Raw genomic sequence first — 12,229 nt, 5'->3', positions numbered from 1 at the left:
CCGCCACCGTTGCGGCGCTTGAGGAGCGTGGCGGTCACTTCTTACCTGCCTTTCCAGCCTTGCGGCGGATGACCTCGCCCTGGTACTTGACGCCCTTGCCCTTGTAGGGCTCCGGCGGGCGGATCTTCCGGATGTTCGCGGCGACCTCGCCGACCAGCTGCTTGTCGATGCCCGAGACGGTGAACTGCGTCGGCCGCTCCACCGAGAAGGTGATGCCGGCCGGCGCGGGCACCGGGACCGGGTGCGAGAAGCCCAGGGCGAACTCAAGGTCCTTGCCCTTGGCGGTCACGCGGTAACCGGTGCCGTTGATCTCCAGCGTCTTCTTGTAGCCCTCGGTGACGCCGACGATCATGTTGGCGACCAGGGTACGCGACAGGCCGTGCAGTTCCTTGGCCCGGCGCTCGTCGTTCGGGCGGTTGACGTGCAGCTCACCGTCCGCCTGCTCGACCGTGATCGGCTCGGCGACGGTGTGCGAGAGCTCGCCCTTGGGGCCCTTGACCTTGACGGTCCGGCCCGTGATCGTGATGTCGACGCCGGAAGGGACCGGGATCGACTTGCGTCCGATTCGCGACATGTCAGGTTCTCCCGTTACCAGACGTAGGCGAGGACTTCCCCGCCAACGCTCCGCTTGCGGGCCTGCCGGTCGGTCAGCAGCCCCTGTGACGTCGAGATGATCGCGACGCCCAGGCCACCGAGCACCCGGGGGAGCTCGTCGGACTTCGCGTACACCCGGAGGCCGGGCTTGGACACTCGCTTGATGCCGGCGAGGCTGCGCTCACGGCTCTGGCCGTACTTCAGCTCAACGACCAGGCGCTTGCCGACTGCGCCTTCCTCGGGGTCCTCCGACGACCAGGAGGCGATGTAACCCTCGGCCTTGAGGACCTCGGCGATGTTCGCCTTGATCTTCGAGAAGGGCATCGTCACCTTGTCGTGGTACGCCTGGTTGGCGTTACGCAGACGCGTGAGCATGTCTGCGATCGGGTCCGTCATCGTCATGGGTATTCGTCAACCTTTCTCGCCGGGGTTCCCCGTGGGTTCAGGGCCTACGGCGAAGCGGTATTGCTCTTGGTTACCAGGAAGCCTTCGACACGCCGGGGAGCTCACCGCGGTGGGCCATGTCCCGCACGCAAACCCGGCACAGGCCGAACTTGCGGTAGACCGAGTGCGGGCGACCGCACTTCTGGCACCGGGTGTATGCCCGCACGGCGAACTTCGGCTTCGCGGCCGCCTTGATGATCAGCGCCTTCTTAGCCATGCTCAGTTCTCCTTGAACGGGAAGCCCAGGAGCTTGAGCAGCGCCCGGCCCTCGTCGTCGGTCGTGGCGGTGGTTACCACGGTGATGTCCATGCCCCGGGTGCGATCGATCTTGTCCTGGTCGATCTCGTGGAACACCGACTGCTCGGTCAGGCCGAACGTGTAGTTGCCGTGCCCGTCGAGCTTGCGCCCGTCCAGGCCGCGGAAGTCACGGATACGCGGCAGCGCGATCGACAGCAGCCGGTCCAGGAACTCCCACATTCGGTCGTTGCGAAGGGTGACCTTCGCGCCGATCGGCATGCCCTCGCGGAGCTTGAACTGCGCGATGGACTTGGTGGCCCGGCGGATCAGCGGCTTCTGACCGGTGATCGTGGTCAGGTCACGGACCGCGCCGTCGATCAGCTTGGCGTCCCGGGCAGCCTCGCCGACACCCATGTTCACCACGACCTTGACCAGGCCGGGGATCTGCATCGGGTTGCCGTACTTGAACTGCTCCTGCAACGAGGAGATGACCTCGCTGCGGTACTTCTGCTTGAGCCGGGGCAGGGTCTTGGTCTCGGTGGCTGCGGTCATCACAGGTCCTTACCGTTGCTACGCGCGATACGGACCTTCTGGCCGTTGTCGTCGACGCGGTAACCGACGCGGGTCGGCTTGCCGTCCGAGTCCAGGATCTGCACGTTCGAGATGTGGATCGCGGCTTCCTGCGTGACGATGCCGCCCGTCTTGGCGCCGCGCTGCGTCGTGCGGATGCGCTCGTGCTTCTTGATGCGGTTCACGCCCTCGACCAGGACCTTGTCACGCGTCGGGTAGGCCGCGATGACCTTGCCCTTGGCGCCCTTGTCCTTGCCGGCGATGACGACGACCGTGTCGCCCTTCTTGATCTTCACGGTCAGAGCACCTCCGGCGCCAGGCTGATGATCTTCATGAACCGCTTGTCGCGCAGCTCACGGCCGACCGGGCCGAAGATGCGCGTACCGCGGGGGTCCCCGCCGTCCTTGATGATGACGGCGGCGTTCTCGTCGAAGCGGATGTACGAGCCATCCGGACGGCGCTTCTCCTTGGCGGTGCGGACGATGACCGCCTTGACGACGTCACCCTTCTTTACACCCGCGCCCGGGATGGCGTCCTTGACCGTGGCCACGATCACATCGCCGATGCTCGCGTAGCGGCGACCGGAGCCACCGAGCACGCGGATGCACAGGATCTCCCTGGCACCCGTGTTGTCAGCGACGCGGAGTCGCGACTCCTGCTGAATCACGTCTGTCTCCTATGTCTGCCAGTTCTCCGACGCCGGAGCGGTCGGAGCTTGGCGGAACGATGGTCCGCCGGGCCGGTGGAGCCGGCCCGGCGTACTCACTTGGCCTTTTCGAGGATCTCCACGATCCGCCAGCGCTTGGTGGCGGACAGCGGACGCGTCTCCATGATCGAGACCCGGTCGCCGGTGCCGCACGCGTTCTGCTCGTCGTGCACCTTCAGCTTGCGGGTCCGACGGAGCACCTTGCCGTAGAGGGCGTGCTTGACGCGGTCCTCAACCTCGACGATGACGGTCTTGTCCATCTTGTCGCTGACCACGAGCCCCTCGCGCACCTTGCGCCGGGGCCGCGCGGTAGCGGTGGTGTTGTCACTCATGCGGTCACCTCATCCGGCGCGACCGAGAGGCCCAGCTCCCGCTCACGCATGATCGTGTAGATCCGGGCGATGTCCTTGCGGACCACCTGGAGCCGGCGGTGGTTGTCCATCTGGCCGGTAGCGCCCTGCACACGGAGATTGAACAGCTCCGCCTTGGCCTCCCGCAGCTTCGTGACCAGCTCCTCGTCGGAGAGGTCGCGCAGCTCGGCTGCCTTAACGCCCGCTGCCATCAGCTCTCCACTCCTTCGCGTGTCACGATGCGGCACTTCATCGGAAGCTTGTGGATCGCGCGGCGCATCGCCTCGCGGGCCACAGTCTCGTTCGGGAACGACATCTCGAACAGGATCCGGCCCGGCTTGACGTTGGCCACCCACCACTCGGGCGAGCCCTTACCGGAACCCATCCGGGTCTCGGCGGGCTTCTTGGTCAGCGCCTGGTCGGGGAAGATCGAGATCCAGACCTTGCCACCACGCTTGATGTGGCGGGTCATCGCGATACGAGCCGACTCGATCTGCCGGTTGGTCACGTAGGCCGGCTCCAGCGCCTGGATACCGAACTCGCCGAAGACCACCCGATTGCCGCCCTTGGACGCGCCGTGGCGGTCCGGGTGGTGCGGCTTGCGGAAGCCCTTCGGGGGCTTGCGCGGCATCAGCATGTGTCAGCCCTCCTTCGGCTGCGGGTCGGCGACGGCCGGCGCCGCAGCGACGGCCGCGTCAGAGGTCGACTCACCGGTCGGGGTGTCGCCACCGCGAGACTGAGCGGCGGCGCGGCCGGCCTCGGTGCCGCCCGCGGTCGTGCCGGACGAACCGGAACGGCCACGACGGGCGGGACGCTCGGCGCGGTCCCGGCGCGGACGGGCGGGCGCCTCCTGCACGGCCTCGCGGCCGGCGACGGCGTCGCCCTTGTAGATCCACACCTTCACGCCGATGCGACCGAACGTGGTACGGGCCTCGAAGAAGCCGTACTCGATGTTCGCGCGCAGCGTGTGCAGCGGGACGCGACCCTCACGGTAGAACTCCGTGCGGCTCATCTCCGCGCCGCCGAGACGGCCGGAGACCTGCACCCGGATGCCCTTGCAGATCGGGTTCTTCATGGCCGACTGCATGGCCTTGCGCATCGCGCGGCGGAAGCTGACCCGGCTGGACAGCTGCTCGGCCACCGCCTGGGCGACCAGCTGCGCGTCCGACTCCGGGTACTTGACCTCGAGGATGTTCAGCTGGACCTGCTTGCCGGTCAGCTTCTCGAGCTCGCCGCGGATACGGTCGGCCTCCGCGCCCTTACGGCCGATGACGATGCCCGGCCGGGCGGTGTGGATGTCGACGCGAACCCGGTCCCGGGTCCGCTCGATGTCCACCTTGGAGATGCCGGCGCGCTCCAGGCCCTTGGACATCATCCGGCGGATCTTGACGTCCTCGCCGATGTAGTCCTTGTAGAGCTTGTCCGCGAACCAGCGGCTCTTCCAGTCGGTGGAGATGCCGAGGCGGAATCCGGTGGGGTGAACTTTCTGACCCATTACTCGGTGTCCTCCGTGGTCTCGGCCTTCTGCGGCTCGACGGCCGGCTCGGCCTTCTTGGCCGGTGCGGCCTTCTTGGCCGGACGGGCCACTTGGACCGCCTCGACCGCGATGGTGATGTGGCAGGTGCGCTTGCGGATCCGGTACGCCCGGCCCTGCGCCCGCGGCCGGAACCGCTTGAGCGTCGGACCCTCGTCGACGAACGCCTCACTCACCAGGAGCGCGTCCGGGTCGAGTCGCTCGTTGTTCTCCGCGTTCGCAATCGCGCTGGCCAGCACCTTGTAGACCTGCTCGCTCGCAGCCTGGGGCGCGAACTGCAGGACGGTGAGAGCCTCCTTCGCGGGCAGACCGCGGACGAGGTTGACCACCCGGCGCGCCTTGTTCGGCGAGATGCGCACGTGCCGCGCAACCGCCCGCGCGCCCGGAAGCACCGGAGCGTCGCCCTTGACTGGCATCGCTGTAGCTCCTAAATCCTCTTTATCCGTGAATCTGCGTTAGCGGCGACGGCTCTTGCGGTCGTCCTTCTCGTGACCCTTGAACGTACGGGTCAGAGCGAACTCGCCGAGCTTGTGGCCGACCATGGCCTCGGTGACGAACACCGGGACGTGCTTACGTCCGTCGTGCACGGCGATCGTGTGCCCGAGCATGTCGGGAATGATCGTCGAGCGTCGCGACCAGGTCTTGATGACGTTCTTCGAGTTCTTCTCGTTCTGGACTTCCACCTTCTTGAGGAGGTGGTCGTCGATGAACGGGCCCTTCTTCAGGCTGCGAGGCATCTTCTACTCCCGTTACCCGCGCTTGCGGGTGGCGTAGCGGCGGCGAACGATCAGCTTGTCGCTCGGCTGGCCCTTGCGACGGGTACGGCCCTCAGGCTTACCCCCCGGGTTCACCGGGTGACGACCACCCGAGGTCTTACCCTCACCACCACCGTGCGGGTGGTCGATCGGGTTCATGGCGACACCACGGACGGTCGGGCGCTTGCCCTTCCACCGCATGCGGCCGGCCTTGCCCCAGTTGATGTTCGACTGGTCGGCGTTACCGATCTCGCCGACGGTGGCGCGGCAGCGCACGTCGACGCGACGGATCTCGCCGGAGGGCATACGCAGCGTGGCGTAGACACCCTCGCGACCGAGCAGCTGGATGCCGACGCCGGCCGAACGGGCCAGCTTGGCGCCACCGCCGGGACGAAGCTCCACGTTGTGGACCGTCGTACCGACCGGGATGTTGCGGAGCGGCAGGTTGTTACCCGGCTTGATGTCCGCGCCCACGCCGGACTCGACCGGGTCACCCTGCTTGAGGTCCTTCGGCGCGATGATGTAGCGCTTCTCGCCGTCGATGTAGTGCAGCAGAGCGATGCGGGCGGTCCGGTTCGGGTCGTACTCGATGTGCGCGACCTTGGCCGGCACGCCGTCCTTGTCGTTGCGGCGGAAGTCGATCAGCCGGTACTGCCGCTTGTGGCCACCGCCCTGGTGCCGCGTGGTGATGCGACCGTGGACGTTGCGGCCACCCTTCTTGGGCAGCGGAGCCAGCAGGCTCTTCTCCGGCGTGGACCGGGTGATCTCGGCGAAGTCCGAGACGCTCGAGCCACGACGACCGGGAGTCGTCGGCTTGTACTTACGGATAGGCATGAGTCATAACCCCTTAGCTGACCGGTCCGCCGAAGGCGTCGATCCGGTCGCCTTCCGCCAGCTTGACCATCGCGCGCTTGGTGGCCTTGCGCTGCCCGAAGCCGGTCCGGGTGCGCTTGCGCTTGCCCTCGCGGTTCGCCGTGTTCACGGTCAGCACGCGGACGTCGAAGATCTGCTGGATCGCGATCTTGATCTGCGTCTTGTTGGCGTTCGGGTCGACCAGGAACGTGTACCAGTTCTGGTCGAGAACGCTGTAGCTCTTCTCCGAGATCACGGGCGCGAAGATGATGTCCCGCGGGTCGGCGATCGTGGTCACTTGTCCCCCTCCCCGGAGGTCTCGGTCCGGCCGAGGAACTCGTCGAGAGCCGCCTTGGTGAAGACGACCTCGTCGGCGACCAGCACGTCGTACGTGTTCAGCTGACCCGCCTCGAGCAGGTGCACGCCGGCGTCGTTGCGGAGCGAGTACCACGCGACGTGGTCCTCGGAGTCCAGGACGACGAGCACCTTGACGCTCTGGGTCGCCTTGCGCAGCACGGCGACGGCGGTCTTGGTGGACGGGGTGTCGCCGTCGATGAACGACTCGACCACGTGCACCCGACCCTCACGGGCCCGGTCGGAGAGGGCGCCACGCAGGGCGGCGGCCTTCATCTTCTTGGGCGTCCGCTGGCTGTAGTCGCGGGGCAGCGGGCCGTGCACCACGCCACCGCCGGCGAACTGCGGTGCGCGGATCGAGCCCTGGCGGGCACGACCGGTGCCCTTCTGCTTGTACGGCTTCTTGCCGCCGCCGGCGACCTCGCCGCGCGTCTTGGCCTTGTGCGTGCCCTGCCGGGCGGCCGCGAGCTGGGCCACCACGACCTGGTGCATCAGCGGGATGTTGGCCTGCACGTCGAAGACGCTGTCGGGCAGATCGACCGAACCGGTCTTCTCGCCCTTGGCGTTGATCACGTCGACCGAGCTCATTCCGCACCGCCCTTCTTGGCCGCGGTGCGGACCAGGATCAGCGCGCCCTTGGGGCCGGGAACGGCGCCCTTGACGAGGATGATGTTGTTCTCGGTGTCGACCGCCTGCACCGTGAGGTTCTGCACGGTGAAGCGCCGGCCACCCATCCGACCGGCCATCCGCACGCCCTTGAAGACGCGACCCGGGGTCGCGCAGGCGCCGATGGAGCCGGGCGAGCGGTGCTTGCGCTCGACACCGTGGCTGGCCTTCAGACCGTGGAAGCCGTGCCGCTTGATGACACCGGCGTAGCCCTTGCCCTTGGTCTTGCCGGTGACGTCGATCGGCGTGCCGACCGGGAACGTCTCGACCGTGACCTCCTGGCCGAGCTCGTACTCACCGGCGTCGGTGGTACGCAGCTCGACGACGTGCCGCCGCGGCGACACGTTGGCCTTCGCGAAGTGGCCGCTCTTCGGCTTGCTCACCTTGCGCGGGTCGATGGCGCCGTACGCCAGCTGGACCGCGGCGTAGCCGTCGGCCTCGGGGGTGCGGACCTGGGTCACCACGCATGGGCCGGCCTGCACCACAGTGACCGGGACAACCTTGTTGTTGTCCCAGACCTGGGTCATGCCGAGCTTGGCGCCCAGAATGCCCTTCACTTGCCTGTCCATGATCGCGATCCCTACAGCTTGATCTCGATGTCGACGCCAGCCGGCAGGTCGAGACGCATGAGCGAGTCGACCGTCTTCGGAGTCGGGTCGATGATGTCGATCAGACGCTTGTGCGTGCGCATCTCGAAGTGCTCGCGCGAGTCCTTGTACTTGTGCGGCGAACGGATCACGCAGAAACGGTTGATCTCCGTGGGCAGCGGCACCGGGCCAGCAACCTGAGCACCGGTACGCGTCACCGTCTCGACGATCTTCCGCGCCGAGGAGTCGACTACCTCGTGGTCATAGGCCTTGAGCCGGATGCGGATCTTCTGTCCCGCCATGGTGGCTTCTGTTTCCTTCTCTCGATGCCGCTACGTGCGAAGGCCATCCTTCGCCTGTTTGTCCGACCCCCGCGGTCGGGCGTGTCGCAATTACCGACGTACTACAGCGACTTCCCAAAACCCTTGGAGCGGGGGATCGGGGTGCCGGTGGCCATAGAACACACCGGACACCCGGCGAGGGTGACCAGTTGCCTGAGGCATCTGGCCACCCCGCGCGGACGCAACCTGACTAGTATGCCGTATCGAGCGCGGCGATGCTAATCGGGGTCACCTTCGAGAGTTATTCACGACCTACCGGGAGTCCCGATCGGCCTTGGCGAGGGCACTTGGCCTTCACCGGCGTGAATAATTCTCGATCAGACGTTGATCTTCGTGACCGTGCCGGCGCCGACGGTGCGGCCACCCTCGCGGATCGCGAACTTCAGGCCCTGGTCCATGGCGATCGGCTGGATCAGCTTGACCGACATGCTGGTGGAGTCGCCCGGCATGACCATCTCGGTGCCCTCGGGCAGCGTGACGACGCCGGTGACGTCCGTGGTGCGGAAGTAGAACTGCGGGCGGTAGTTCTGGAAGAACGGGGTGTGCCGGCCGCCCTCCTCCTTGGAGAGGATGTAGACCTGGCCCTCGAACTCCGTGTGCGGGGTCGCCGAGCCGGGCTTGACCACGACCATGCCGCGCTCGACGTCCTCGCGCTTGATGCCGCGGAGCAGGAGACCGACGTTCTCACCCGCGCGGGCCTCGTCGAGCAGCTTGCGGAACATCTCGATGCCGGTGCAGACGGTCTTCGTCGACTTCTCGCGGATGCCGACGATCTCGACCTCCTCGTTCGGCTTCAGGATGCCGCGCTCGGCGCGACCCGTCACCACGGTGCCACGACCGGTGATCGTGAAGACGTCCTCGATGGGCATGAGGAACGGCTTCTCGGTGTCACGCTCGGGCTGCGGGATCGCGGTGTCGACCGCGTTCATCAGCTCCATGAGCTTCCCGGTCCACTCGGCGTCGCCCTCGAGCGCCTTGAGCGCCGAGACGCGCACGACCGGCAGGTCGTCGCCCGGGAACTCGTAGGTGCTGAGCAGCTCGCGAACCTCGAGCTCGACGAGCTCCAGGAGCTCCTCGTCGTCCACCATGTCGCTCTTGTTCAGGGCGACGACGATGTACGGAACGCCGACCTGGCGGGCCAGGAGCACGTGCTCCTTGGTCTGCGGCATCGGGCCGTCGGTGGCGGCGACCACCAGGATCGCGCCGTCCATCTGCGCGGCACCGGTGATCATGTTCTTGATGTAGTCGGCGTGGCCGGGGCAGTCCACGTGCGCGTAGTGGCGCGACGCGGTCTGGTACTCGACGTGTGCGATCGAGATCGTGATGCCGCGGGCCTTCTCCTCCGGCGCCTTGTCGATCTCGTCGAACGGGGTGTACGGGTTCAGGTCCGGGTATTCGTCGTGCAGGACCTTAGTGATGGCCGCAGTCAGCGTCGTCTTACCGTGGTCGATGTGACCAATGGTGCCGATGTTGACGTGCGGCTTAGTCCGCTCGAACTTAGCCTTCGCCACTGGTGTCCTCCTGTGGACTTGGTTTCTTCTCGCCCGGCACGCCCGGTCAGGCGATGGGGACTCTGTCGACTGCTCGTGCGCGTGCGGCCCTCGACGGACCGCACGCGCCTCACCGCATCAGGCGCCAGTGGCCTTCGCGATGATCTCCTTCGCCACGTTCGCGGGAACCTCGGCGTAGGAGTCGAACTGCATGCTGTAGCTCGCCCGGCCCTGAGTCTTCGACCGCAGGTCGCCGACGTAGCCGAACATCTCCGACAGCGGTACCGAAGCCTTGACGACGCGAGCGCCGGAGCGCTCCTCCATCGACTGGATCAGACCACGGCGGGAGTTCAGGTCGCCGATCACGTCGCCCATGTTGTCCTCGGGCGTCGTCACCTCGACCGCCATCATCGGCTCGAGCAGCGCGGGGTCGGCCTTGCGGGCCGCCTCCTTCATCACCATCGAGCCGGCGATCTTGAACGCCATCTCGGACGAGTCGACCTCGTGGTACTGGCCGTCCACCAGGGTCAGCTTGACGCCGACCAGCGGGTAGCCGGCCAGCACGCCGTACTGCAGGGCGTCCTGGGCGCCCGCGTCCACCGAGGGGATGAACTCCTTGGGGATGCGGCCACCGCTGACGGCGTTGACGAACTCGTAGGTCGGGCCGTCGGCCTCGAGCGGCAGCGGCTCGACCGTGACGACGACCTTCGCGTACTGGCCCGAGCCACCGGTCTGCTTCTTGTGCACGAACGTGAGCTTCTCGACCGTGCCGCGAATGGTCTCGCGGTACGCGACCTGAGGCTTACCGATGTTCGCCTCGACGTTGAACTCGCGCCGCATGCGGTCGACGAGGATGTCGAGGTGGAGCTCGCCCATGCCGGCGATGACGGTCTGACCGGTCTCCTCGTCGTTCCAGACGCGGAAGGTCGGGTCCTCCTCGGCCAGCCGCTGGATCGCGACACCGAGCTTCTCCTGGTCGGACTTGGTCTTCGGCTCGATGGCGACCTGGATGACCGGCTCCGGGAACGTCATCGACTCCAGGACGACCGGGTTCTGCGGGTCGCAGAGCGTGTCGCCGGTGGTGGTCTGCTTCAGACCCTGCACCGCGATGATGTCGCCGGCCTGCGCCGACGAGCGCTCCTCACGCTTGTTCGCGTGCATCTGGTAGATCTTGCCGATCCGCTCCTTGCGGTCCTTGGTGGAGTTGACCACCTGGGACCCGGTCTCCACCGTTCCGGAGTAGACCCGGAAGTAGGTGAGCTTACCGAGGTGCTTGTCGGTCTGGATCTTGAAGGCCAGGCCGGAGAACGGCTCCGAGTTCGACGGCTTGCGCAGCAGCGGCGTCTCGCCGTCGGTCGCGAGGCCCTCGATGGCCGGGATGTCCAGCGGCGACGGCAGGAACTCGACCACCGCGTCGAGCATGGGCTGAACGCCCTTGTTCTTGAACGCCGAACCGCACAGCACGGGGTTGGCCTTGCTGGCGATCGTGGAACGCCGGATGGCGGCCCTGATCTCGGCCTCGCTGAGCGTCACACCGTCGAGGTACTTGACCATGACCTCGTCGTCGACGTCGGCCAGGGTCTCGATCAGCTTCTCGCGCCACTCGGTCGCGGAGTCGACCAGCTCGGCCGGGATCTCCTCGATCGCGTAGTCGTCACCCTTCTGGGTCTCCCCACGCCAGGTGAGCGCGCGCATGCCGATCAGGTCGACGACGCCGATGTGGTCGCCCTCGAGGCCGATCGGGATCTGCAGCACGAGCGGCGTCGCGTTCAGCCGGTCGATCATCATCTGCACGCAGCGGAAGAAGTCCGCGCCGGTGCGGTCCAGCTTGTTGACGAAGCACATGCGCGGGACGTTGTACTTGTCGGCCTGCCGCCAGACGTTCTCGGTCTGCGGCTCGACGCCGGCCACACCGTCGTACACCGCGACGGCACCATCCAGAACACGAAGCGACCGCTCCACCTCGACCGTGAAGTCGACGTGGCCCGGCGTGTCGATGATCTGGATCGTGTGACCCTTCCACTCGCACTTGGTGGCGGCGGAGGTGATCGTGATCCCGCGTTCCTGCTCCTGCTCCATCCAGTCCATGACGGCAGCGCCCTCGTGGACCTCACCGATCTTGTACGTGATGCCGGTGTAGAACAGGATGCGCTCGGTCGTCGTGGTCTTACCAGCGTCGATGTGCGCCATGATGCCGATGTTGCGTACGTTGGCGAGCGCGTCTGCGGCGGCCACTTCAATCCCTCTTCGTCTTCGTCGTCGTCAGGTGGTGGTTGACTACCACCGGTAGTGCGCGAAGGCCTTGTTGGACTCCGCCATCTTGTGGGTGTCCTCGCGACGCTTCACCGCGGCGCCGAGGCCATTGCTGGCGTCCAGCAGCTCGTTCTGCAGCCGCTCGATCATGGTCTTCTCGCGGCGGGCCTTGGAGTACTGAACCAGCCAGCGCAGGCCCAGGGTGGTCTGCCGAGGGGTACGAACCTCGACCGGCACCTGGTAGGTCGCGCCACCGACGCGGCGGCTGCGGACCTCGAGGGTCGGCTTGACGTTGTCCATGGCGCGCTTGAGCGTCACCACGGGGTCGGTGCCGTTCTTCTCCCGGCAGCCCTCGAGAGCGCCGTAGACGATGCGCTCGGCGAGCGCACGCTTGCCGGCGACCAGGATCTTGTTCACCAGCTGGGTGACCAACGGCGAGTTGTACACCGGGTCAGCGACCACCGGGTGGCGCGGAGCGGGGCCCTTACGAGGCATG

Annotated in this window: 20 protein-coding genes; all 20 read right to left on the bottom strand. The window is 66.8% G+C overall.

Translation table 11 applies throughout. From position 1 onward, the window contains the following. Positions 1-34 precede the first annotated feature (34 nt). Entirely contained in the window at positions 35-574 is a 540-nt protein-coding gene (gene rplF, locus AB0O15_RS14850) for a 50S ribosomal protein L6 (RefSeq protein ID WP_364318480.1), read from the bottom strand. Between the two features lie 14 nt (positions 575-588). Continuing rightward, positions 589-996, bottom strand: coding sequence for a 30S ribosomal protein S8 (rpsH, locus tag AB0O15_RS14845; RefSeq protein WP_364318478.1), 408 nt, complete (start codon positions 994-996; stop codon positions 589-591). 73 nt (positions 997-1,069) lie between these two features. Continuing rightward, positions 1,070-1,255, bottom strand: a complete 186-nt coding sequence (locus AB0O15_RS14840; protein WP_014440734.1) for a type Z 30S ribosomal protein S14 — start codon at positions 1,253-1,255, stop codon at positions 1,070-1,072. 2 nt (positions 1,256-1,257) lie between these two features. Then, on the bottom strand, positions 1,258-1,827 hold the full coding sequence (rplE, locus tag AB0O15_RS14835; protein ID WP_364318476.1) for a 50S ribosomal protein L5: 570 nt from the start codon (positions 1,825-1,827) through the stop codon (positions 1,258-1,260). Then, positions 1,827-2,147 (bottom strand): 50S ribosomal protein L24, encoded by a 321-nt coding sequence (gene rplX, locus AB0O15_RS14830; protein ID WP_364319029.1) that lies wholly within the window; start codon positions 2,145-2,147, stop codon positions 1,827-1,829. Before rplX ends, rplE begins: the two co-directional genes overlap by 1 nt. Beyond that, positions 2,144-2,512, bottom strand: a complete 369-nt coding sequence (gene rplN / locus AB0O15_RS14825) for a 50S ribosomal protein L14 (protein ID WP_015619002.1) — start codon at positions 2,510-2,512, stop codon at positions 2,144-2,146. The genes rplX and rplN overlap by 4 nt, the downstream gene beginning before the upstream one ends. Before the next feature lie 95 nt (positions 2,513-2,607). Then, on the bottom strand, positions 2,608-2,883 hold the full coding sequence (rpsQ, locus tag AB0O15_RS14820; protein ID WP_364318474.1) for a 30S ribosomal protein S17: 276 nt from the start codon (positions 2,881-2,883) through the stop codon (positions 2,608-2,610). Beyond that, positions 2,880-3,113 (bottom strand): 50S ribosomal protein L29, encoded by a 234-nt coding sequence (rpmC, locus tag AB0O15_RS14815; RefSeq protein ID WP_364318472.1) that lies wholly within the window; start codon positions 3,111-3,113, stop codon positions 2,880-2,882. Before rpmC ends, rpsQ begins: the two co-directional genes overlap by 4 nt. Then, positions 3,113-3,538 carry a 50S ribosomal protein L16 gene (gene rplP, locus AB0O15_RS14810; protein WP_285685166.1) on the bottom strand — a complete coding sequence of 142 codons (426 nt, stop codon included), beginning with the start codon at positions 3,536-3,538 and terminating at the stop codon, positions 3,113-3,115. Before rplP ends, rpmC begins: the two co-directional genes overlap by 1 nt. A gap of 3 nt (positions 3,539-3,541) precedes the next feature. Continuing rightward, entirely contained in the window at positions 3,542-4,396 is an 855-nt protein-coding gene (gene rpsC, locus AB0O15_RS14805) for a 30S ribosomal protein S3 (protein ID WP_285685165.1), read from the bottom strand. Continuing rightward, positions 4,396-4,851: a 50S ribosomal protein L22 gene (gene rplV, locus AB0O15_RS14800; protein WP_364318470.1), complete on the bottom strand. Its 456-nt coding sequence runs from the start codon at positions 4,849-4,851 to the stop codon at positions 4,396-4,398. The genes rpsC and rplV overlap by 1 nt, the downstream gene beginning before the upstream one ends. Positions 4,852-4,890: 39 nt before the next feature. Then, positions 4,891-5,172 carry a 30S ribosomal protein S19 gene (gene rpsS / locus AB0O15_RS14795; RefSeq protein ID WP_045745036.1) on the bottom strand — a complete coding sequence of 94 codons (282 nt, stop codon included), beginning with the start codon at positions 5,170-5,172 and terminating at the stop codon, positions 4,891-4,893. Positions 5,173-5,184: 12 nt separating this feature from the next. After that, positions 5,185-6,024, bottom strand: coding sequence for a 50S ribosomal protein L2 (rplB, locus tag AB0O15_RS14790; RefSeq protein ID WP_364318467.1), 840 nt, complete (start codon positions 6,022-6,024; stop codon positions 5,185-5,187). 13 nt (positions 6,025-6,037) lie between these two features. Continuing rightward, a complete protein-coding gene (gene rplW, locus AB0O15_RS14785) occupies positions 6,038-6,340 on the bottom strand; it encodes a 50S ribosomal protein L23 (RefSeq protein WP_364318466.1) in 303 nt (100 codons plus the stop codon). Next, positions 6,337-6,984 (bottom strand): 50S ribosomal protein L4, encoded by a 648-nt coding sequence (gene rplD, locus AB0O15_RS14780; protein WP_364318464.1) that lies wholly within the window; start codon positions 6,982-6,984, stop codon positions 6,337-6,339. Before rplD ends, rplW begins: the two co-directional genes overlap by 4 nt. Beyond that, on the bottom strand, positions 6,981-7,631 hold the full coding sequence (gene rplC / locus AB0O15_RS14775; protein ID WP_364318462.1) for a 50S ribosomal protein L3: 651 nt from the start codon (positions 7,629-7,631) through the stop codon (positions 6,981-6,983). The genes rplD and rplC overlap by 4 nt, the downstream gene beginning before the upstream one ends. An 11-nt stretch (positions 7,632-7,642) precedes the next feature. Continuing rightward, complete coding sequence (rpsJ, locus tag AB0O15_RS14770; RefSeq protein ID WP_007073037.1) at positions 7,643-7,951, bottom strand: 30S ribosomal protein S10; 309 nt, start codon at positions 7,949-7,951, stop codon at positions 7,643-7,645. 356 nt (positions 7,952-8,307) lie between these two features. Beyond that, a complete protein-coding gene (tuf, locus tag AB0O15_RS14765; RefSeq protein ID WP_364318460.1) occupies positions 8,308-9,501 on the bottom strand; it encodes an elongation factor Tu in 1,194 nt (397 codons plus the stop codon). A gap of 117 nt (positions 9,502-9,618) precedes the next feature. Next, positions 9,619-11,715 (bottom strand): elongation factor G, encoded by a 2,097-nt coding sequence (gene fusA / locus AB0O15_RS14760; protein ID WP_364318458.1) that lies wholly within the window; start codon positions 11,713-11,715, stop codon positions 9,619-9,621. Positions 11,716-11,757: 42 nt separating this feature from the next. Next, complete coding sequence (gene rpsG / locus AB0O15_RS14755) at positions 11,758-12,228, bottom strand: 30S ribosomal protein S7 (protein ID WP_364318456.1); 471 nt, start codon at positions 12,226-12,228, stop codon at positions 11,758-11,760. Between the last annotated feature and the right edge of the window lies 1 nt (position 12,229).

It is taken from the genome of Actinoplanes sp. NPDC089786 (genome assembly GCF_040684855.1).
Classification (GTDB): Bacteria; Actinomycetota; Actinomycetes; order Mycobacteriales; family Micromonosporaceae; genus Actinoplanes.
Note: the sequence above shows the minus strand (reverse complement) of the source record. Positions and strands in the feature narration are given on the sequence as shown.

Bases quoted from the DNA above. Each gene is read 5' to 3' on its own strand.
- rplE (WP_364318476.1), bottom strand. From the start codon at position 1,827: ATGACCGCAGCCACCGAGACCAAGACCCTGCCCCGGCTCAAGCAGAAG.
- rpsQ (WP_364318474.1), bottom strand. From the start codon at position 2,883: ATGAGTGACAACACCACCGCTACCGCGCGGCCCCGGCGCAAGGTGCGC.
- rpsC (WP_285685165.1), bottom strand. From the start codon at position 4,396: ATGGGTCAGAAAGTTCACCCCACCGGATTCCGCCTCGGCATCTCCACC.
- rpmC (WP_364318472.1), bottom strand. From the start codon at position 3,113: ATGGCAGCGGGCGTTAAGGCAGCCGAGCTGCGCGACCTCTCCGACGAG.
- rplD (WP_364318464.1), bottom strand. From the start codon at position 6,984: ATGAGCTCGGTCGACGTGATCAACGCCAAGGGCGAGAAGACCGGTTCG.
- AB0O15_RS14840 (WP_014440734.1), bottom strand. From the start codon at position 1,255: ATGGCTAAGAAGGCGCTGATCATCAAGGCGGCCGCGAAGCCGAAGTTC.
- rpsJ (WP_007073037.1), bottom strand. From the start codon at position 7,951: ATGGCGGGACAGAAGATCCGCATCCGGCTCAAGGCCTATGACCACGAG.
- rplC (WP_364318462.1), bottom strand. From the start codon at position 7,631: ATGGACAGGCAAGTGAAGGGCATTCTGGGCGCCAAGCTCGGCATGACC.
- rplP (WP_285685166.1), bottom strand. From the start codon at position 3,538: ATGCTGATGCCGCGCAAGCCCCCGAAGGGCTTCCGCAAGCCGCACCAC.
- rplV (WP_364318470.1), bottom strand. From the start codon at position 4,851: ATGCCAGTCAAGGGCGACGCTCCGGTGCTTCCGGGCGCGCGGGCGGTT.
- rpsH (WP_364318478.1), bottom strand. From the start codon at position 996: ATGACGATGACGGACCCGATCGCAGACATGCTCACGCGTCTGCGTAAC.
- rplF (WP_364318480.1), bottom strand. From the start codon at position 574: ATGTCGCGAATCGGACGCAAGTCGATCCCGGTCCCTTCCGGCGTCGAC.
- rpsG (WP_364318456.1), bottom strand. From the start codon at position 12,228: ATGCCTCGTAAGGGCCCCGCTCCGCGCCACCCGGTGGTCGCTGACCCG.
- rplB (WP_364318467.1), bottom strand. From the start codon at position 6,024: ATGCCTATCCGTAAGTACAAGCCGACGACTCCCGGTCGTCGTGGCTCG.
- rpsS (WP_045745036.1), bottom strand. From the start codon at position 5,172: ATGCCTCGCAGCCTGAAGAAGGGCCCGTTCATCGACGACCACCTCCTC.